Raw genomic sequence first — 19894 nt, forward strand, 5'->3', positions numbered from 1 at the left:
TTAAGCATTAAAAAAGCGCCTTTCGGCGCTTTTTTAATGTACGATTGATTATAAACCAAGTGCCGCCATCATTTTTTGGCCAATATCAACGTGATGTTGCATGGTTGAAAATTGCTTTGTTACACCTTCAGGACCAAATGCGTATACTGGCACTGGTGCTGCGGTATGCGTACCTGTACCCCAAACAACGTTTTGATGATGCGCTAAAGCACGACCAATTTTTGCAGTGTGATCTTCATCTGCATAAACGTAAAATTCGTTAAAGTCATCAAATTTTGGCGTAACATCTGCGCTCTGATATTTATGGTCTGGATCGTAGTAAGGGTTATTTTCGCGCTCACCCACTTTCTCAGCTTCTTCTAATGTCACTTTATATTCGCTGTAATTATTGATAGCTGTCATCCAATCATTTGCTGTTGCCGCATCAAAATTCCAATCTGCATTAGCCATATCAAGCATGTTGTAGAAAGTACCTGACTGCTTATACAACATTTCTAAGTGACTTAAATCACCAAAGTTGAAGTTTGGTTTATAGTCACGGCCTTGCATGCCATCGCCAGGAAGTGTTGTCGCTTCAGGCATATTGTAGCGAGAATAACTAAAACCAAAGCTGCCCGTTTCATGGTCAGCGGTTACAACGACTAATGTATCATTACGGTCTTTTACCCACTCATGCACTGCTTCAACAGCTTCATCGAATTTGAGTAATTCGTGTAACATCCAACCAGCATCATTCGCGTGTCCCGCCCAGTCAATTTGACCGCCTTCAATCATAAGGAAGAAACCGTCTTCGTCTTTTGACAGCACATCAAGGGCTTTCATTGTCATCTCTTTCAACGACGGTTGCGAACAGCTGTTTGCTTCTTTACACGCAGAGTATGCAATGCCATCTGCCATACCTGAGTTAGCAAATAAGCCTAACAACTTAGTTGTTTCAGTTGCTTCTAATTGAGCTTTATCAAACGCAAGTTCATAGCCAAATTGCTCTTTTGCCTCAACTACTAGGTTACGATCATCACTGCGCTTTGATTTTTTATAAACTGATTCAGGTGCACCTAAGGCTTTCATTACATCACGATCGGCAGTATCCGTTTTAATATCTGACGGTAAAAATACACGTGCTCCACCTGACAGTAATACATCAACACTGCCACTAGCAATTAGCTCTTCTGCAATTTCAGGCTCAAGTGAACGGTGAGGTTGGTGCGCAGCAAATGCTGCTGGTGTTGCGTGGGTAATACGTGTATCAGACACTAAACCAGTCGCTTTGCCCGCCTTTTTCGCTTTTTCTAAGATGGTTTCAACAATGTTGCCTTGGTCGTCAAGACCAACCATTTCAGAGCCAGCAGCCATACCCGTGGCTAGCTGTGTTGCTGAACACGCTGAATCAACAACCAACTTACCATTAGTTCCGTGAGGCGCATTAAGTGATAATCCCATAACACCTTGGTTAGCAAATTTTGACAGTGCTGTTACACCATTTTTGCTCTGATATGTTGAGTTTGGTGCACGACGAGCATACTCTTCAAGCAGACCGACTTGCTGAGGACCCATGCCGTCACCAATCATTAGAATTACATTCTTTACTTCAGTAACAACGGCCGGTGGTACTTCAACCTCTTTGATTACTTCTACTTCTTTTATTACTTCAACAATTTCCTTGTCGTCAGAACCACAACCCGTCATGAATAAGCTAGCAACTGCTAGGGCGACACATGTTTTTTTCATTATTTTGTACCCATTTGAAATAAATTTTGCGATAGCCTACTTATCAATTGTTAAACTAAGATTTCATATTTGTGGCATTTAGAATATTAACTCGACCCCTAACCCATTGAAAAGTAACAGTATAACATTTCAAAAATCTACTAAGCATTCGCTCCCTGCAATTGATATAATAATGTCATCGTCACCTAAAACAGATACCAAAATGACCCTAAACAAAATTGTGTTGGCAACTGGCAACAAAGGCAAAGTAGCTGAACTTGCCGATAAACTCTCAAGCCTAAATATTGACGTTGTTGCGCAATCTGAATTTGATGTACCAGAAGTCGCTGAAACAGGCACCACATTTATTGAAAACGCGATTATTAAAGCAAGACATGCATCAAAAATAACAGGTCTGCCAGCCATTGCGGACGATTCAGGCCTTGAAGTTGAAGCGCTTGGCGGTGCGCCAGGTATTTATTCCGCTCGTTTTGCAGGTGTTAATGCCAACGACTCAGACAATATCGACAAACTATTAACCGAACTCGGTGACAATCCAAACCGTACGGCGCGCTTTTGGTGTGTATTGGTGCTTATGCGCCATGCAGATGACCCTACTCCACTGATTTGCCAAGGAGTTTGGCAAGGAGAGATTTTAACTGAGCGTCAAGGCGAGCAAGGCTTTGGCTATGATCCTGTATTTTTCAGCCATGAAATGAATTGCAGCGCAGCTATGCTGGATAAAGCGACTAAGAATAGTCTAAGTCACCGCGGAAAAGCGCTTACTCTATTACTTGAACAATTAAAGGCGCTGTAATGAAACTGCCACCGCTGAGTCTTTACGTTCACATTCCGTGGTGCGTGCAAAAATGCCCTTACTGCGACTTTAATAGCCATGGTTTAAAGTCTGAGATCCCCGAATCTGCTTATGTGCAGCACCTTTTGGATGATTTGAAAACTGACGTAAGTTATGCCCAAGGTCGTGAACTGACAAGTATTTTCATCGGAGGAGGCACACCCAGTTTATTCTCCGAGAAAGCGATTTCAGATTTGTTGCAAGGAATTGAACGCCTTATTCCATTTTCTAACACGATTGAAATTACGCTTGAAGCTAACCCTGGCACTGTCGAGGCTGAGCGCTTTATTGGCTACCGTGCGGCAGGCGTCAATCGGATTTCGATTGGCGTGCAATCATTGCAACAAGATAAACTAAAAAGCCTAGGCAGAATCCATGACGCCAATGAAGCAATCAACGCCGCAAAACTTGCTAAAACGATTGGCTTGAACAGCTTCAATATGGACTTAATGCACGGTTTGCCCGATCAATCCATTGATGATGCATTAAGTGACCTGAAACAAGTAATTGCACTCAATCCGCCACATATTTCTTGGTATCAACTAACGATTGAACCGAATACACAATTTGCTTCTAAGCCGCCCATTTTGCCAGCCGACGAAACCTTGTGGCAAATTCAAGAACAAGGCCACAAATTACTGAGCGATGCCGGTTATCAGCAATATGAAATATCAGGTTATGCCAAACCAGGGTTTCAATGTCAGCATAACCTTAACTATTGGCGCTTTGGCGACTATCTAGGTATTGGCTGTGGCGCACATGGTAAAATCACCGATTTAACCAGTAACAAAATAGTGCGTACTGTTAAAGTTAAGCACCCTAAAGGTTATATGGACTTAACACGCCCTTATCTGTTTGATAGTTGGCATGTTGAAAAGGATGAATTGCCATTCGAATATTTTATGAATCGTCTTCGCTTACAAGAAACATTCAATATTAATGAATTTGTTGACTTAACAGGCTTGCCGATTAGCGAGGTACACTCTAATTTAAATCAAGCGGTCAATGCAGGATTAATGCAACAAAACGAAGAGATCTGGCATGTTACCGCAAAAGGTCACCGTTTTTTAAATGACTTGTTACAATTATTTGTGTAACGTCGTTTGATGCAACAATTAGAACATATTAACGTTTGTTTAATCACTTCGTTATTAATTTCATAACTATAAAGGTAAAACACAATGCTTAAGCGCTCATTAATTGCAGCAGCAATCAGCTCCGTTTTTTTAGTTGGTTGTCAATCTCCAACAACAACCCAAGACACAACTACAGAAGTCGTTAAACAACAGTCAGAAAGCGAACGTGCAAATGCGTTTTTTGAAGAAGTATTTATGCGCGGTGTTATGCGCAGCCCTGTTTATCAAACCTACATGGGTATCAAAAAAGACTACGATAAATGGGATGATGGCTCAGAAGCTCGTGCCCTAGAAGATTTAGCGCTTGCTAAACAAGATCTTATCACGCTTCGCGCATTTGATCGCAGCAAACTAGATGCGACCACTCAGGTAAGCTACGACTTAATGGAGCAAGGCTTAGAACAAAACATTAGCGACTTCAAATGGCGTCATCATACGTACCCAGTTAATCAAATGTATGGTACTCACTCAATGGTACCTGCATTTTTAATTAACCAACATCAAATTACTGATGTATCTGATGCTAAAGCGTATATTTCACGTTTAAATGGCGTACCTGTGGTATTTGAACAACTTGAAAAAGACTTAGAAGCACGTGCAGAAAAAGGCATTATTGCGCCTAAGTTTGTGTTTCCACATGTTATCGATTCAAGTAAAAACATCTTAAAAGGTGCACCGTTTACAACAGGTGAAGACTCAACACTACTGGCTGACTTTAAACGTAAAGTGGCTAAGCTTGAAATTGCACAAGATGAAAAAGATGCACTTGTTACAGATGCAACAAAAGCACTTAAAGCATCAGTAGGTCCAGCCTATGAATCACTTATTAGCTATTTAATTGGTTTAGAGTCTCGCGCGGATAATCGCGATGGTGCTTGGAAGTTCCCTGAAGGTGAAGCGTACTACAATAATGCACTGGCTCGCACTACAACAACCGATCTTACAGCAAAAGAAATCCATGCAATTGGTTTAGCTGAAGTTGCACGTATTCACGATGAAATGCGCGCAATTAAAGATAAAGTAGGCTTTAAAGGCGATTTAAAAGCATTCATGGAGTTCATGAAAACCGATAAACAGTTCTACTTACCGAACACTGAAGAAGGCAAGGCAAAATACCTTGCTGATGCAACAGCAATGATCGATAACATGAAAGAGCGTTTAGACGAGTTATTCATTGTTAAGCCAAAAGCAGACATGATTGTAAAGCGTGTTGAAGCTTTCCGTGAAAAAGCAGCGGGTAAGGCGTTTTATCAGCAACCTGCACCAGATGGCTCACGCCCAGGTATTTACTATGCCAACCTATACGATATGGAAGCTATGCCAACTTACCAAATGGAAGCACTTGCTTACCACGAAGGTATTCCAGGTCACCATATGCAAATTGCTATCGCTCAAGAATTAGAAGGTATTCCTAAGTTCCGTAAGTTTGGTGGTTACACTGCTTATATCGAAGGTTGGGGTTTATACTCAGAGCTTGTACCAAAAGAAATGGGCTTATATGAAGACCCTTATTCAGATTTTGGTCGTCTTGCAATGGAATTATGGCGTGCATGTCGCTTAGTAGTGGATACCGGTATTCACGCGATGAAGTGGACCCGTCAACAAGGTATTGACTACTACGTAAATAACACGCCAAATGCAACATCAGACGGTGTGAAAATGGTAGAGCGTCACATTGTAATGCCTTCACAAGCTACGGCTTACAAAATTGGTATGATTAAGATTGTTGAACTGCGTGAAAACGCAAAGAAACAACTTGGCGAAAAGTTCGATATTCGTGAATTCCACGATGTGGTTCTTAAGAGCGGCCCGGTGCCACTCAATACCCTAGAAGGCTTTGTAAACGATTGGGTTGCAAGCAAACAAGGTTAATCTTTCTTACCATGAAAAGGCGCGATTAGCGCCTTTTTTTATTTTTAGCTATCAACAAAAAAGGCCGCAATTGCGGCCTTTTCAAAAAGCTTATCGTGGTATTAACCGTTGATGAAGTCGATACCTTCATTGATATCTTTGTTTAGCGTTTCAAGCATATCGTTTTTCGCTTTCTCTTCGAATGCGCTAAGCTCACCGTAAGAAAGGATTTCTTCCACACCGTTTTTACCTAAACGTACTGGGTGTGCGAAGTAAGCTGCATCACCGCCTTCAACAGCAACGTATGCGTAATCGATAACACCTTCTTCACCTTGTAAGCCTTTAACTAAAGACTGAGTGAAACGTGCAGCTGCTGCACCCATTGAAAGTGTTGCTGAACCACCACCCGCTTTCGCGTTAACAACTTCAGTACCCGCGTTTTGGATACGTGGAGTAAGTGCTTCAACTTCTTCTGCAGTGAACTCAACACCTTCAACTTGTGAAAGAAGTGGCAGAATAGTTGTGCCTGAGTGACCACCAATTACAGGAACCTTAACAGAAGCAACGTCTACGCCTTTAAGTTCAGCGATGAACGCTTCTGAACGAATAACGTCTAGTGTCGTTACACCGAATACACGGTTAGCTTCGTAAGTACCTGCTTTTTTGAATACTTCAGCAACGATTGGAACAGTGCCGTTTACAGGGTTAGTGATAACACCTACAAGCGCCTTAGGACAGTTTTTAACAATGCCTTCAGCAAGTGTTTTAACAATGCTTGCATTAACATTGAATAAGTCAGCACGATCCATACCTGGTTTACGTGGCATACCAGCTGGAATAATTACGATATCTGCACCAGCTAGTGCTGCATCTAAATCGTCTTTACCAAAACCTTCAACTTTAACTGCAGTTGGGATATGTGATAGGTCAACAGCAACACCTGGAACAACTGGTGCAACATCGTATAACGATAGCTCAGAACCAGCTGGTAATTGTGTTTTAAGTAATAAAGAAAGGGCCTGGCCGATACCACCAGCTGCGCCTAAAACTGCAACTTTCATGTGAATTCTCCGTGATTAGAGGTAGGTATTTAAAAAAGTGCCATAAAGATAATGAAAAGTACGCATAAAAACAAATAAAACAGGTATTTTTTATATAAATAGCGACCATAGTTGTAAACTTTTAGCGGCTCAATTAGTTGACAACGCTATCAAGCAAAAAAATCAAACTTTCCTTGAGATTTATTCATTCAATTTAAATTAAGATTACTATTTTATTAATGCAATTCACCTTAACTTGTGTAGAATTTAATATAACGTTCATCTATCAACTAAACAGCCCGTTCACATGCAAATACAAGACAAACAAGAAGCGCTAGTGAAAGCGTTCAAAGCCCTTTTAAAAGAAGAAAACTTTGGCTCACAAGGTGAAATTGTAGACGCCTTAAAAGAGATGGGTTTTGATAATATCAGCCAGAGTAAAGTGTCTCGCATGTTAAGTAAATTTGGTGCTGTTCGTACCCGTAATGCGAAACAAGAGATGGTCTACTGCCTGCCTGCTGAAATGGGTGTACCGACAGCCAAAAGCCCACTGCGCCAGCTTGTCATCGACATTATGCATAATGAGATGATGATCATCATTCGCACAAGCCCAGGTGCGGCACAGCTAATCGCGCGTTTACTTGATTCGCTAGGTAAAGCAGACGGTGTACTTGGAACAATTGCTGGAGATGACACTATTTTTATCGCCCCAGCGAAAATATCTGAAATTGATGTCACGCTAGAGCGCGTTAAAAACTTATTTGAAAACGTATAATTACCAACAAGAGAGTTTAACGCGTTAAACTCTCTTGATCTCAGCTAAACTCTCGCTACCTAGCTAACTCTCTCAACATATTTACTGATGGCGCAAAAAACGCTGCGCCAAAATCACTTTTCGCAAACTCCAACCACATATCCGGGCCATTATCATCAATATAACCCAATCGATGTTTAAGTAATGTTTGAAAAGCATAGCCATTATTGGCACAGCTAATAAATAAGAAACCTTGCTGATCTATATCAGCAAAAGGCATACCTTGATTTAAAAATAGCGCATTGCCGTTTTCGTCATACAGCTCAGTTCGCTCACTGTGACTATTCTCAGGCGCACAGGAAATTTTTTGATTAGCACTTAATGTGCGCCCCATTACCACTTCTTGCTCTGCTTTGGAGACTTCTTGCCACGCCTTTAAGTCGTAACGATAACGCTGAATATGTATATAGCTGCCAGCGCTAAAGTCACTGTCTTCGTCGCCCACTAAAGCGACGGTTTGTTTCTTTCGACCGTGGGGGTTAGCAATACCATAGACAAAGCCATTTAAATCGCGGCCATCTAAATAATGAAAACATTTAACCTGATCGATTAACTCAATATCACCGCGTAATAATGTGATTATTTCCATCACAAATAGGTGTACCACATCTAGCCGATCAGCCCGTATTTGGATCATTAAGTCAATCGGTCTTGATGGGGTCGCATGTTCAAGATGTTCAAATTGTGGGAAACCAGCAAGGGTTTTAGGCATTTTGCTAGGGTACAAATGCGGCCAAAACTGTGACCCAATGGCAACGATGCTAGACACAAGCGCTTCTGAAAACTCATTTTCAAATCGCTCTTGAATTTCTAAGATTCGAGCGAGTTTGCTTGAGATACTGAGTTCCTGCCCATCGAGTACATTTAAGAAAAGGTGTACACCATGCAAGTTAGCTTCAGCACACACGCCGGATTGCGCTTGGGGCATACTGAGTTTCCTATGTTAATTTTTATTAGTATAGGCGAAATAATTAACTAAATGTGGCTTAACATCAATAGCTAATCGCTGACCGGCCTGATAACTTTCAAGTTCAGCACAAGGTATTTCTAACTCTTGCTGTCCTAATTTAACGCGACATAGATAACGATTACCAACAAAACGACTAGCGATAAACTCGCCCTGCCCTTGTTCATTAGCACTGAGTGATAAATACTGTGGCTTAAGATAAATACAGCCTTGACCAGATACTTCACCAGAGCCATTCATTACAGGCTCAAGAGAAGAAATCGTACCATAATCCGTTTTAAATTCTGTCCCAGAGTGTGCTTCAGCATCAATAAAAATGCCATCACTCAAAAATGCAGCAACGCCTTTTGTAGCGGGTTTACGATAAAGCGTTTCTGGCGTGCCTAACTGTGCAATTTTACCCTCTTCCATAATTGCCAATTTATCAGCAAAAGCAAATGCTTCTTCCTTTGAGTGGGTTACGAATATCGCTGATACTTGCTGATCTTTAATAATACGACGAATGTCATCAATTAATTGAAAACGTACTTGGTGATCAATATTGGAAAAAGGTTCGTCAAGCAATAATAAATTTGGCTTATAAGCTAAAGCACGGGCAATAGCGACACGTTGCTGTTGCCCACCTGATAGTTGATGTGGGTATCTGTGTGCAAAATCGTCAAGTTTGATCAGTGAAAGCATTTCTTTCACACGGGCTTTGCGCACATTCGTGCTTTCTTGGTGAAGCCCAAAGGCAATATTTTGCTCTACAGTTAAGTGCGGAAATAAAGCGTAGTCTTGAAACATCATACCAATATTGCGCTTTTGTGGAGGCACATAGAGCCCATCGCCATTAACCGCAACTTGTGCAATCGAAATATTTCCCTTACTGGGTTTTAATAGTCCAGCAATGGCCTTAAGAGTCGTTGTCTTGCCACAACCACTGGCACCTAATAAACATACAATTTCGTTGTCGTTCACGTGCAATGACAAATCGTGCAATATCGGTTTGCCATTGTAGCTATATTCTAAATTGTTAATCGACAAATTACTCATGAGATGCTTTAGCTTCCATTGTGTTATTAACGAGGTATAAAGGGATTAATCCAACTAGCACAATAAATAATGCAGATACTGATGCTAACTCCAACTGCTCATCACTGACGTACTGATAAACATATGTCGCAAGGGTTTCGAAATCAAATGGACGAAGCAGTAATGCTGCTGGGAGTTCTTTCATACATTCAATAAATACAATTAAACCCGCGGTGAACATCCCCCTTTTTAAAAGCGGTAAATGCACGCGTTTTAATGTGTTAGCTTTTCCAACTCCCATAGAATGACTCGCCATATCAAGCGATGGCGAAATACGCGCATAGCTCGATTCAATTGCACCCTGTGCAATTGCATAAAAGCGAACGACATAGGCAAACATTAACGCGAAAATAGTACCGCTAAAAATCAATCCCGGTTCTTCAAACCACCCAGTTGATTCGGCAAAAATGTTTATGTGTTCATCAAAGGTGGTCAGCGGCAGAAGTACCGCAATTGCCAATACCGTTCCAGGTAAGGCATAGCCGGTACTTGAAATTTTACCTGGAATACCCGACCAACGTGTATTTGCATGACGTTGATAAAAGTTAACAAGCACACTTAACACAACACAAATAACACTCACAATTAGTGCAATCTTAAGGCTTTGCCAAGCATAGAAGAATGCATCACTATTGAACGCATCACTAAAGTAGTCAATGGCATAGCTAGTAAGGATTAAAATAGGTAACAAAAAGCCGGCAAATAAAATCAGGCAACAATAAAAAGTAGCAGCCCAAGACGATACGCCTGAGAGATAATATAAGGGGCCATTATTTTCGCTGGCACCACGTTCAAATACAGCTTGATTGCGACGACTAAACTTCTCAACACCAATCACGATAAATAAAAAGAGCAGCATAATGCCTGAAATTTTAGCGGCAGCAGTCAAGGAGTAATACCCAAGCCAAGTATCATAGACCGCAGTTGTGAGCGTGCTCACTGCAAAATAATTAACTGTGGCAAAGTCAGCCATGGTTTCCATACTGATTAACGCAAGCGCTGCTGCAATCGCTCCTCGCCCCAGTGGAATAGACACTTTAAAAAAGCTTTTAGTCGGTGAATAGCCCATTACTTGGCTGGCCTGAACCAATTTATAAGATTGTTCTTTTAAGGCCGTTTTAAAAATTAAAAAAAGATATGGATACAGTACCAAGGCAATCATGACCATGGCGCCACCCAAGGTACGAATATCAAAAAACCAATAATCACTCGGTGACTGCCAACCAAAAACACTGCGTAACCAAGATTGCACAGGACCTGCATAATCGAATAAGTCAGTATAGACATAAGCGATGATATAAGTTGGCATCGCAAGCGGTAACATCAATGCCCATTCAAAATGCTTTTTACCGGGAAATTCACTATAAGCGCAGAGCCATGCAAGCGGTAAAGCGATAATACTACTGAGCAGGCAAACACCAAAAATAAGCACCACAGTATTGTAGGTATAATCCCACAAAACAGTCTGCTTTAAATGCTCAAAAACCTCAGTATCAGGTTGAAACGATTCAAAAATCAGGAACAATAACGGAAGCGACAGGCATAAGCCTGTCGCATAAGCAATAAACTGCCATTTAGACAGTGAGAAGTTAAAGCGCATTAAAGATCAAATTTCACCTCGTCGATTAGCTTCAATGCCAATGGACGGTATTCACTAACCTTCGTTAATGGCAGTGCATCTTCCTTAAATTTGCCCCAAGATGCCACTAACTCAGAAACTTCAACATCCGGTTTAACCGGATATTCCATATTCACAGAAGCATACATATTCTGAGCTTTGTTGTCAGTCATAAATTCGATTAATTTTAACGCGTTAGCAGTGTTTTTACCGTGTTTGGTTAAAACCGCACCAGAAACGTTAATATGTGAACCGCGGTTTGTTTGGTTAGGGAAATTAATGTATACAGATTCAGCCCAAGGAACTTGCTTTGGATCATTCAGCATTTTACCAAAGTAGTAGCTGTTACCGAGTGCAATGTCGCATAACCCTTCTTTAACGGCTTTCACTTGCGCGCGGTCATTTCCCTGTGGCTTACGTGCTAAGTTAGCTTTTAACCCTTTCAACCATTCACGTGCTTCTGTTTCGCCATGGTGGGCGATCATTGAAGCTACCAATCCCAAATTATAAGGGTGTTTACCTGAGCGCATGCAAATTTTGCCTTTGTATTCTGGCTTAGCAAGATCTTCATAAGTTAATGCATCTAATCTGCCAACACGCTCTTTTGATGAGTAAACATTGCGCACACGCTTGGTTAACGCAACCCAACTGCCTTCGTCATCTCTAAATTGTGCTGGAACATTTTTTTCAATAACGTCGCTGTTAATGGGTTGTACTAAACCTTCATCTTCCAATTGTAACAGTGCGCTAAAATTTGAAGTAAGTACCATATCAGCTTTGGTGTACTTACCTTCTTTTTTTAACTTTTCAATAAGGCCTTTCTTGGCAAATACTACTTTAGTTTCAATACCCGTCTCTTTTGTGAACTCTTGTAAGATAGGTTCAATTAAAAAGCCCTGACGGTAAGAGTAAATATTAACAACATCTTTTGCTGCAACTTCACCAGCTGCAAGCAGTGCGAGTAATGCAATTGCTTTTTTCATTTCGGGGTACCATAAATAAGAAGTATTATCACTTGAATTGTATCTATCTGATATCGAATGTACAGAACAAAATAGCTTTGATGCCAAATAAACGTGATTATACGAAAGAATCAAAAAACGATATTGCCGAATTTATATGTGAGAAATATCTCACAGAACTTCCCTATTTATCTCAAAAAACACACTGATACAACCAACACAATAAAACTAAGCAATTGTTTTTAGTACACTTAGTATTAACCTTTCTTCTATTTCAGTAATAAAACAAACCGTACAAGTGATTTATCTTGTTTTATTCAACAAGCAATTCCCTAGAATAGACACTGTCAAAAGGAAATGGACTGAATTGACCTTACTTAGGATTAGTAAGCGGCAGGAGCTGGTAGGATTTACTAGATGGAATTTGGGCTAGGATGCCAAGGGAATTGCTGGTTTACAGGATGTAGACCTGAAAAGGACTTTTTTACAGGATTGTATTTAGGAGTGATGGACTGAGCAGGGAAATAGCTCATTGACGAGTCATGTCAAAATAAGGATATCAAGGATTGCAATTATACAAACAACGCATATTTGCATAGCAGGATGCTAAAAAGATTCCGTTAAGGCGCAGCTTAAAGCTGCGCTTTTTATTTGCCTAAAATTTATCTTTAATGTTTAAGGCACAACTCAGCAAAGTTTACCCATAAAGAAATTACTCATTTCGACAATTAAAATTATCGCACTTGTATTTTGACAAGCCCCAGATTCATCTCATAAGTGCAATCGAGCTTTTAGGGAACTAATTTACTGCGCTTACCCTTCAAGTAGGCATTTCTAAAATCGACAAAATGGCGCTCTAGCTTTTGCGAAGCATCAAGCTCTCCTGCTAACTCTAGTACCATTATTGCGACCTCAGCGGTTCCGAGTTGATGTTCAAATGCAGCCACTCGTAAATGATACTCTGAAAGTTTTTCCGGGCTAATTGATAAAATAGGGAACCCGTCTAAATAAGGGCTTTTACGAATCATTTTCTTCGCTTCACGCCAGGTGCCATCTAAAAAAACAAATAACGGCTTTTTTCCTTCAACGCGGCCAACGTGTTTAACAATTCGTTCGGCTGGCATATTATCTTCAGGAAACACGATAAAGGGCTGATAGTTATCACTTTGTAATAAACTTAACAGTGCTTCATCTGGATCCGTCCTATCCCAGCGAAATGCATAATTGTCTGGCACAATATCAGCAATTAAACGCCCGGTATTTGATGGCTTAAAACTTTCATTGTGATACATCAGCAAACAAACAGCCGCATTACAGCTTGCCTCTTCGATGCCATCACAAATACATAAGGTTTCAGATAACAAACAATGCTCACAGCGAGATAATTTTGAACCTCGCGCCTTGTATTCGCGCTTTGCTGCAGCGATTTGTTGTTGTCTAAGTGCTAATACTGAATTTTTCAATCGACCCCTCCCAAGCAAGCGGCGTATTTTAGCGTTTTTTATCTCTTTGAGCTAATCTCAAAAAATACAGGTAATAAAAAACCCAGCGCAGTGGCTGGGTTTTTCTAAAGAAGAATTAGATTACTTCTTTTTAACTGCTTTTTTGTTTGGTAGGTCAGTAATTGAACCTTCAAAAATTTCTGCAGCAAGACCGATTGACTCGTTCAATGTTGGGTGAGCGTGAATTGTTAACGCTAGGTCTTCACCGTCTGCGCCCATTTCAACAGCTAGGCCGATTTCACCAAGCATTTCACCTGCGTTGATACCAACCATTGCACCACCGATAACGCGACCTGAGTCTTTATCGAAGATAAGCTTAGTTGAACCTTCAGTACGTGCTGAAGCAATTGCACGGCCAGATGCTGCCCACGGGAATACCGCAGTTTCAATTTTAAGACCTTGCTCTTTTGCTTCTTTCTCAGTTACACCAACCCATGCAATTTCTGGATCTGTGTATGCAATTGAAGGGATACACTTAGGATCGAAGTAATGCTTCTTACCAGAGATAACTTCAGCAGCTACGTGCGCTTCATGAACCGCTTTGTGTGCAAGCATTGGTTGACCAACGATATCACCAATCGCGAAGATGTGGTTAACGTTTGTCTTCATTTGCTTATCAGTGTTGATAAAGCCACGCTCATCAACTGCTACGCCCGCTTTTTCAGCATCAAGTAGTTTACCATTTGGAGTACGGCCAACAGCAACAAGTACTTTGTCGTAACGAACAGCTTCAGCTGGTGCATTTTTACCTTCAAATGAAACGTATAGACCGTCTTCTTTCGCTTCAACTGCAACCACTTTAGTAGAAAGCATTACGTTGAACTTGTTCTTTACGTACTTTTGGTAAATCTTGATAACGTCTTTATCAGCAGCTGGTACTAGTTGATCAGCAAATTCAACAACGTCGATTTGTGAACCTAATGCACGGTAAACAGTACCCATCTCAAGACCGATGATACCACCACCAAGTACTAATAACTTTTCAGGAACATCTTTAAGTTCAAGTGCACCTGTTGAGTCAATTACGCGATCATCTTCAGGGATGAAAGGTAGATTTACTGGCTGAGAGCCCGCAGCGATAATTGCATTATCGAAAGTAACCGTAGTCGTACCGTTTTCGCCTTCAACAGCAATGGTGTTAGAGCCTGTGAATTTGCCGTAACCGTTAACTACGTTAACTTTACGCATTTTCGCCATGCCGTCTAGGCCGCCAGTAAGTTGACCAATTACAGACTCTTTCCATGAACGGATTTTGTCTAGGTCGATTTGAGGAGCACCGAAAGTAACACCGTGAGACGCCATTTCAGCTGCGTCATCAATTACTTTAGCTACGTGTAAAAGTGCTTTTGAAGGAATACAACCTACGTTTAAGCACACACCACCTAAAGTATTGCGTGATTCGATTAATGTTACATCTAAACCTAAATCAGCAGCACGGAATGCTGCAGAGTAACCACCAGGACCACCGCCTAGTACAACAACTTGAGTTTTGATTTCGTTGCTCATGTTATTACCTTAACTGTTATTCGAACGGGATAATACGAGAATTGTATCACCCAAACTCCTGCCTATTTATCTCAATTAACAAGACTTTGGGCAGATAAATTAATATTGCGCGAAATTCTAGCATTGCCGTTTACATATGTCGTGCAATTTTCAAGAGATTTCGTTCAATTAATACTATTTGCTATAAACAAAACGCATAACCGAAGTTATGCGTTAAGCTCTTTTCTTACATCACTAACTGGCGAATGTCGCTCAAGTAAGCTGCAAGTGTTGCAGTAAAGCGTGCTGCTAACGCACCGTCAATTACACGGTGGTCGTATGAACAGCTTAGCGGCACCATTAGACGCGGCTCAAACTCTTTACCATTCCACTTCGGCTTCATGTCTGACTTAGAGACACCTAAGATAGCAACTTCTGGTGCATTTACGATTGGGGTAAACGCAGTACCACCGATGCCACCTAGGCTAGAAATAGTGAAACAACCGCCCTGCATATCAGATGCTGTTAGTTTGCCTTCACGTGCTTTGCCAGAGATTTCCATTAACTCGCGAGATAGCTCAATGATGCCTTTCTTGTTCACGTCGCGAACAACAGGAACAACTAGACCATTTGGCGTATCTACTGCGATACCAATGTTTACATACTTCTTAAGAATTAAGCTTTCGCCATCTTCAGACAGTGATGAATTAAACGTTGGGAACTCTTCTAGTGCTTTAGCCGCTGCTTTCATTACGAATACTAGTGGCGTGATCTTCACGCCCATTTTCTTCTTATCAGCCAGTACATTCTGCTCTTTACGGAATGCTTCTAGCGTGGTGATGTCAGCTTCGTCAAATTGCGTAACATGTGGGATCTGTACCCAGTTACGGTGAAGGTTTGCACCAGAAAGCTTTTGGATACGAGAAAGTTTCTTCTCTTCAACTTCACCAAACTTGCTGAAGTCTACTTTTGGCCAAGGAATTAGGTTTAGCTCGCCACCGCCAGTGTTGCCACCTTTAGATAGCTGACCTGATTCAACTTGCTTCACTAACTCCTTCACGTAGTTTTGTACGTCTTCTTTAAGTACACGGTTCTTGCGACCCGTGCCTTTAACACGTGCTAGGTTTACACCAAACTCACGCGCTAGACGACGAACTACAGGTGATGCATGTGCGTATTGGTCGTTCGCTACAAACTCATCTTTTTGTGCTGAAGCTGTAGGTGCCGCTGCTGGCGCTGGTTTTGCCGCAGATGCTGCCGGAGCCGCTTTTGCTGGTGCAGCCGCTGCTGGTGCCGCTACAGGAGCAGGTGCAGAGCCTTGCGTTTCAAATACAAAAACAAGAGAACCAGTCGACACTTTACCGCCAACTTCAACCTTCACTTCTTTAACAGTACCTGCAAATGGTGCTGGTACTTCCATAGAGGCCTTATCACCTTCTACGTTTAAGATTGATTGGTCAGCTTCAACTACATCCCCTACCGCAACCATGACTTCAGTTACTTCAACTTCGTCACCGCCGATGTCTGGCACAAAAACTTCTTTAAGTTCTGCCGCCGATGCTGGAGCTGGCGCTGCCGCAGGAGCCGCTTCAGCAGCAGCTGGCGCAGATGCACCTGTTTCAAATACGAATACTAACGAGCCCGTTGATACTTTGCCGCCAACTTCAACCTTCACTTCTTTAACTGTACCACCAAATGGTGCTGGTACTTCCATAGAAGCCTTGTCGCCTTCTACGTTTAAGATTGATTGGTCAGCTTCAACCACGTCGCCTACAGCAACCATGATCTCAGTTACTTCAACCTCGTCACCACCGATGTCTGGTACGTGAACCTCGACTAATTCAGATGCCGCTGCTGGAGCAGGTGCAGCCGCTGGGGCTGCTGGTGCTTCAGGCTCGGCTGCTGCAGGTGCATCACCCGCAGCATCAAAAATCATAATTAAAGAGCCAGTTGCAACAGTGTCGCCTTCAGCTACTTTAATTTCTTTCACTGTACCCGCTTGCGCAGCTGGCACTTCCATTGAAGCTTTATCACCTTCAACAGTGATAAGAGATTGATCAACTTCAACTGTGTCACCTACGTTAACTAGGATCTCAGTTACTTCAACCTCATCTGCGCCAATGTCTGGAACATGAATTTCGATTGCCATTCTATCTGCCTCTTATGCGTATAGTGGGTTAGTTTTCGTTGTGTCGATATCAAATTTCTTGATAGCGTCAGCAACAACTGATGCGTCAACTTTACCTTGCTTAACAAGCTCTGTAAGTGCAGCGACTACTACGTAACCTGCATTTACCTCGAAGTGACGACGTAAGTTTTCACGGCTGTCTGAACGACCGTAACCATCAGTACCAAGTACTTTATAAGATGCGCTTGGCATGTAAGCACGTACTTGCTCTGCATAGTTCTTCATGTAGTCAGTTGCAGCAATTGCTGGAGACTCACCTAGTACAGATGTGATGTAAGGTACTTTTTGATCTGCTGCTGGGTTAAGCATGTTGAAACGCTCAACATCTTGACCGTCACGTGCAAGCTCATTGAATGAGGTTACTGAGAATACATCTGAACCGATGCCGTACTCTTCGCTTAGGATCTGACCTGCTTTACGTACTTCGTTTAAGATAGTACCTGAGCCCATTAGTTGAACGTGTGCTTTGTCGCCAGCGTTGTCTTCTAGCTTGTAGATACCTTTACGAATACCTTCTTCCGCACCTTCTGGCATTGCAGGTTGTGCGTAGTTCTCATTCATTAGCGTTAGGTAGTAGAACACGTTTTCTTGTTCAGGACCGTACATGCGACGAATACCGTCTTGTAGGATTACCGCAACTTCAAATACGAACGTTGGGTCGAAAGAAATACAGTTAGGAATCGTACCCGCTTGAATGTGCGAGTGACCGTCTTCGTGCTGTAGACCTTCACCGTTAAGCGTTGTACGACCAGCCGTTGCACCTAGTAAGAAACCACGCGCCTGTTGGTCACCCGCCATCCACGCCATATCGCCAACACGTTGGAAACCGAACATAGAGTAGTAGATGTAGAATGGGATCATCGGTAGGTCATTTGTCGAATATGAAGTTGCAGCCGCAACCCATGAAGACATTGCACCTAGCTCGTTGATACCTTCTTGAAGTACCTGACCTGATGTTGCTTCTTTGTAGTAAGAAACGATGTCACGGTCTTGAGGCGTGTAGTTCTGGCCATGCGGGTTGTAAATACCGATTTGACGGAATAAACCTTCCATACCAAAGGTACGTGCTTCATCGGCAATGATAGGTACGATGTTTTTACCTACGCCTTTATCTTTTAATAAGATATTTAGCGCACGTACATAACCCATAGTCGTAGAGATATCACGCTTTTGCTCTTCAAGTAGTGGTTTGAACTGCTCTAAAGTTGGTAGCTCAAGTGCTTGCGTGAAGTTAGGTAAACGCTGAGGCGTGTAACCGTGAAGCGCTTTACGACGTGAGTGAAGGTATTCATACTCAGCAGAGCCTTCTTCAAGCTTCAGGTATGGTAAATCTTTGATTTGCTCATCAGATACCAAGTCTTCAAGACCAAGACGTGAACGAAGATGTTCAACGTGCGTCATGTCCATTTTCTTAACTTGGTGGGCAATGTTTTTACCTTCAGCTGCTTCACCCATACCGTAACCTTTAACCGTTTTTGCTAGGATTACAGTAGGACGACCTTTTGTCTCTTGCGCTGCTTTGTAAGCTGCGAAAAGCTTAGATGTATCGTGACCACCACGCTTAAGCGCGAAGATTTCATCATCAGTCATATCAGCAACAAGTGCCGCTGTTTCTGGGTAACGACCGAAGAAGTGCTCACGAACATATGCGCCATCTTTCGCTTTATATGTTTGGTAGTCACCGTCGATTGTCTCGTTCATAAGCTGTAATAGCTTACCCGTTGTGTCTTTCGCTAGTAATGCATCCCAACCAGCACCCCAAACAACTTTAATTACGTTCCAGCCAGCACCTTTGAATAGACCTTCAAGTTCTTGAATGATCTTACCGTTACCCATTACTGGGCCGTCTAGACGCTGAAGGTTACAGTTGATTAGGTAACAAAGGTTATCTAATTTCTCACGCGCAGCGAAAGAAATTGCACCACGTGATTCTGGCTCATCCATCTCACCGTCACCTAAGAACGCATATACGCGCTGCTCATTAGTCTCTTTTAGACCACGACCTTCTAGGTATTTAAGGAAACGTGCTTGGTAGATTGATGCAATTGGGCCTAAACCCATAGAAACTGTTGGGAACTGCCAGAATTCAGGCATTAACTTAGGGTGTGGGTATGAAGAGATACCTTTACCATCTACTTCTTGACGGAAGTTATCTAGTTGCTCTTCAGTTAAACGGCCTTCTAGGAAAGCACGTGCGTAGATACCTGGTGAAATGTGACCTTGGTAATAAACTAAATCACCACCGTCTTTTTCGTTTGGTGCACGGAAGAAGTGATTGAAACACATCTCATAGAATGCAGCCGAAGACTGGTAAGACGCCATGTGGCCGCCTAGCTCTAAGTCTTTCTTAGACGCACGTAAAACGATCATGATCGCATTCCAACGAACGATTGAACGAATACGGCGTTCAATTGTTGTGTCACCTGGGTATGCAGGCTCTTGATCTGCTGGAATAGTATTTACATAGTTTGTAGTAATACCTGTTGGCATATCAACGCCATCAAGACGAGCTTGTTCTAATACTTGCTCTAATAGAAACTGAGCGCGTTCAACGCCCTCTTCTTTTACTACAGACTCAAGCGCTTGCAACCACTCTTGGGTTTCTAACGCGTCAACGTCAATTTTATTGACTTCAGACATATGGAGTGTTCCTTATGTTTAAATTCAAATTTATCCCTAACAGATAAATCGAGT

14 protein-coding genes are annotated in these 19894 nt (G+C 42.0%); 4 read left to right on the top strand and 10 right to left on the bottom strand.

The window, feature by feature from the left end; all coding sequences use genetic code 11:
• Nucleotides 1-48: 48 nt before the first annotated feature.
• Nucleotides 49-1728, bottom strand: coding sequence for an alkaline phosphatase (locus tag OM33_RS13785; protein ID WP_038642529.1), 1680 nt, complete (start codon nt 1726-1728; stop codon nt 49-51).
• A 202-nt stretch (nt 1729-1930) separates the two neighbouring features.
• Here OM33_RS13785 and rdgB point away from each other — a divergent pair, with 202 nt between their 5' ends.
• From rdgB to OM33_RS13800, 3 genes are all read left to right on the top strand, one after another.
• Nucleotides 1931-2524 carry an RdgB/HAM1 family non-canonical purine NTP pyrophosphatase gene (gene rdgB, locus OM33_RS13790; RefSeq protein ID WP_038643410.1) on the top strand — a complete coding sequence of 198 codons (594 nt, stop codon included), beginning with the start codon at nt 1931-1933 and terminating at the stop codon, nt 2522-2524.
• Nucleotides 2524-3660 (top strand): radical SAM family heme chaperone HemW, encoded by a 1137-nt coding sequence (gene hemW / locus OM33_RS13795; protein WP_038642531.1) that lies wholly within the window; start codon nt 2524-2526, stop codon nt 3658-3660. Before rdgB ends, hemW begins: the two co-directional genes overlap by 1 nt.
• Before the next feature lie 84 nt (nt 3661-3744).
• Nucleotides 3745-5571 (top strand): DUF885 domain-containing protein, encoded by a 1827-nt coding sequence (locus OM33_RS13800; RefSeq protein ID WP_038642533.1) that lies wholly within the window; start codon nt 3745-3747, stop codon nt 5569-5571.
• A 101-nt stretch (nt 5572-5672) separates the two neighbouring features.
• Here the strand turns inward: OM33_RS13800 and mdh are convergent, their stop codons facing one another.
• Nucleotides 5673-6611, bottom strand: coding sequence for a malate dehydrogenase (mdh, locus tag OM33_RS13805; RefSeq protein ID WP_038642534.1), 939 nt, complete (start codon nt 6609-6611; stop codon nt 5673-5675).
• 286 nt (nt 6612-6897) lie between these two features.
• Here mdh and argR point away from each other — a divergent pair, with 286 nt between their 5' ends.
• Nucleotides 6898-7365 carry a transcriptional regulator ArgR gene (argR, locus tag OM33_RS13810; protein WP_038642536.1) on the top strand — a complete coding sequence of 156 codons (468 nt, stop codon included), beginning with the start codon at nt 6898-6900 and terminating at the stop codon, nt 7363-7365.
• 55 nt (nt 7366-7420) lie between these two features.
• Here argR and OM33_RS13815 read toward each other — a convergent pair whose 3' ends face one another.
• From OM33_RS13815 to aceE, 8 genes are all read right to left on the bottom strand, one after another.
• Nucleotides 7421-8332, bottom strand: a complete 912-nt coding sequence (locus tag OM33_RS13815) for a Dyp-type peroxidase (RefSeq protein WP_038642539.1) — start codon at nt 8330-8332, stop codon at nt 7421-7423.
• Between the two features lie 15 nt (nt 8333-8347).
• A complete protein-coding gene (locus tag OM33_RS13820) occupies nt 8348-9406 on the bottom strand; it encodes an ABC transporter ATP-binding protein (RefSeq protein ID WP_038642541.1) in 1059 nt (352 codons plus the stop codon).
• Entirely contained in the window at nt 9399-11045 is a 1647-nt protein-coding gene (locus OM33_RS13825; RefSeq protein ID WP_038642543.1) for an ABC transporter permease, read from the bottom strand. Before OM33_RS13825 ends, OM33_RS13820 begins: the two co-directional genes overlap by 8 nt.
• Complete coding sequence (locus tag OM33_RS13830; RefSeq protein WP_038642545.1) at nt 11045-12046, bottom strand: Fe(3+) ABC transporter substrate-binding protein; 1002 nt, start codon at nt 12044-12046, stop codon at nt 11045-11047. Before OM33_RS13830 ends, OM33_RS13825 begins: the two co-directional genes overlap by 1 nt.
• 770 nt (nt 12047-12816) lie before the next feature.
• Nucleotides 12817-13488 carry a tRNA-uridine aminocarboxypropyltransferase gene (locus tag OM33_RS13840; RefSeq protein WP_038642549.1) on the bottom strand — a complete coding sequence of 224 codons (672 nt, stop codon included), beginning with the start codon at nt 13486-13488 and terminating at the stop codon, nt 12817-12819.
• 120 nt (nt 13489-13608) lie between these two features.
• On the bottom strand, nt 13609-15033 hold the full coding sequence (gene lpdA / locus OM33_RS13845) for a dihydrolipoyl dehydrogenase (protein ID WP_010561735.1): 1425 nt from the start codon (nt 15031-15033) through the stop codon (nt 13609-13611).
• Between the two features lie 226 nt (nt 15034-15259).
• Nucleotides 15260-17161, bottom strand: coding sequence for a pyruvate dehydrogenase complex dihydrolipoyllysine-residue acetyltransferase (aceF, locus tag OM33_RS13850; protein ID WP_038642551.1), 1902 nt, complete (start codon nt 17159-17161; stop codon nt 15260-15262).
• Between the two features lie 12 nt (nt 17162-17173).
• Nucleotides 17174-19840, bottom strand: a complete 2667-nt coding sequence (aceE, locus tag OM33_RS13855) for a pyruvate dehydrogenase (acetyl-transferring), homodimeric type (RefSeq protein ID WP_038642553.1) — start codon at nt 19838-19840, stop codon at nt 17174-17176.
• Between the last annotated feature and the right edge of the window lie 54 nt (nt 19841-19894).

Origin of the sequence: Pseudoalteromonas piratica, assembly GCF_000788395.1 — a bacterium.
Classification (GTDB): Bacteria; Pseudomonadota; Gammaproteobacteria; order Enterobacterales; family Alteromonadaceae; genus Pseudoalteromonas; species Pseudoalteromonas piratica.

Excerpts from the sequence above, each read along its gene's own strand:
- OM33_RS13785 (WP_038642529.1), bottom strand. The coding sequence starts at position 1,728 with ATGAAAAAAACATGTGTCGCCCTAGCAGTTGCTAGCTTATTCATGACG.
- rdgB (WP_038643410.1), top strand. The coding sequence starts at position 1,931 with ATGACCCTAAACAAAATTGTGTTGGCAACTGGCAACAAAGGCAAAGTA.
- hemW (WP_038642531.1), top strand. The coding sequence starts at position 2,524 with ATGAAACTGCCACCGCTGAGTCTTTACGTTCACATTCCGTGGTGCGTG.
- OM33_RS13800 (WP_038642533.1), top strand. The coding sequence starts at position 3,745 with ATGCTTAAGCGCTCATTAATTGCAGCAGCAATCAGCTCCGTTTTTTTA.
- mdh (WP_038642534.1), bottom strand. The coding sequence starts at position 6,611 with ATGAAAGTTGCAGTTTTAGGCGCAGCTGGTGGTATCGGCCAGGCCCTT.
- argR (WP_038642536.1), top strand. The coding sequence starts at position 6,898 with ATGCAAATACAAGACAAACAAGAAGCGCTAGTGAAAGCGTTCAAAGCC.
- OM33_RS13815 (WP_038642539.1), bottom strand. The coding sequence starts at position 8,332 with ATGCCCCAAGCGCAATCCGGCGTGTGTGCTGAAGCTAACTTGCATGGT.
- OM33_RS13820 (WP_038642541.1), bottom strand. The coding sequence starts at position 9,406 with ATGAGTAATTTGTCGATTAACAATTTAGAATATAGCTACAATGGCAAA.
- OM33_RS13825 (WP_038642543.1), bottom strand. The coding sequence starts at position 11,045 with ATGCGCTTTAACTTCTCACTGTCTAAATGGCAGTTTATTGCTTATGCG.
- OM33_RS13830 (WP_038642545.1), bottom strand. The coding sequence starts at position 12,046 with ATGAAAAAAGCAATTGCATTACTCGCACTGCTTGCAGCTGGTGAAGTT.
- lpdA (WP_010561735.1), bottom strand. The coding sequence starts at position 15,033 with ATGAGCAACGAAATCAAAACTCAAGTTGTTGTACTAGGCGGTGGTCCT.
- aceF (WP_038642551.1), bottom strand. The coding sequence starts at position 17,161 with ATGGCAATCGAAATTCATGTTCCAGACATTGGCGCAGATGAGGTTGAA.
- aceE (WP_038642553.1), bottom strand. The coding sequence starts at position 19,840 with ATGTCTGAAGTCAATAAAATTGACGTTGACGCGTTAGAAACCCAAGAG.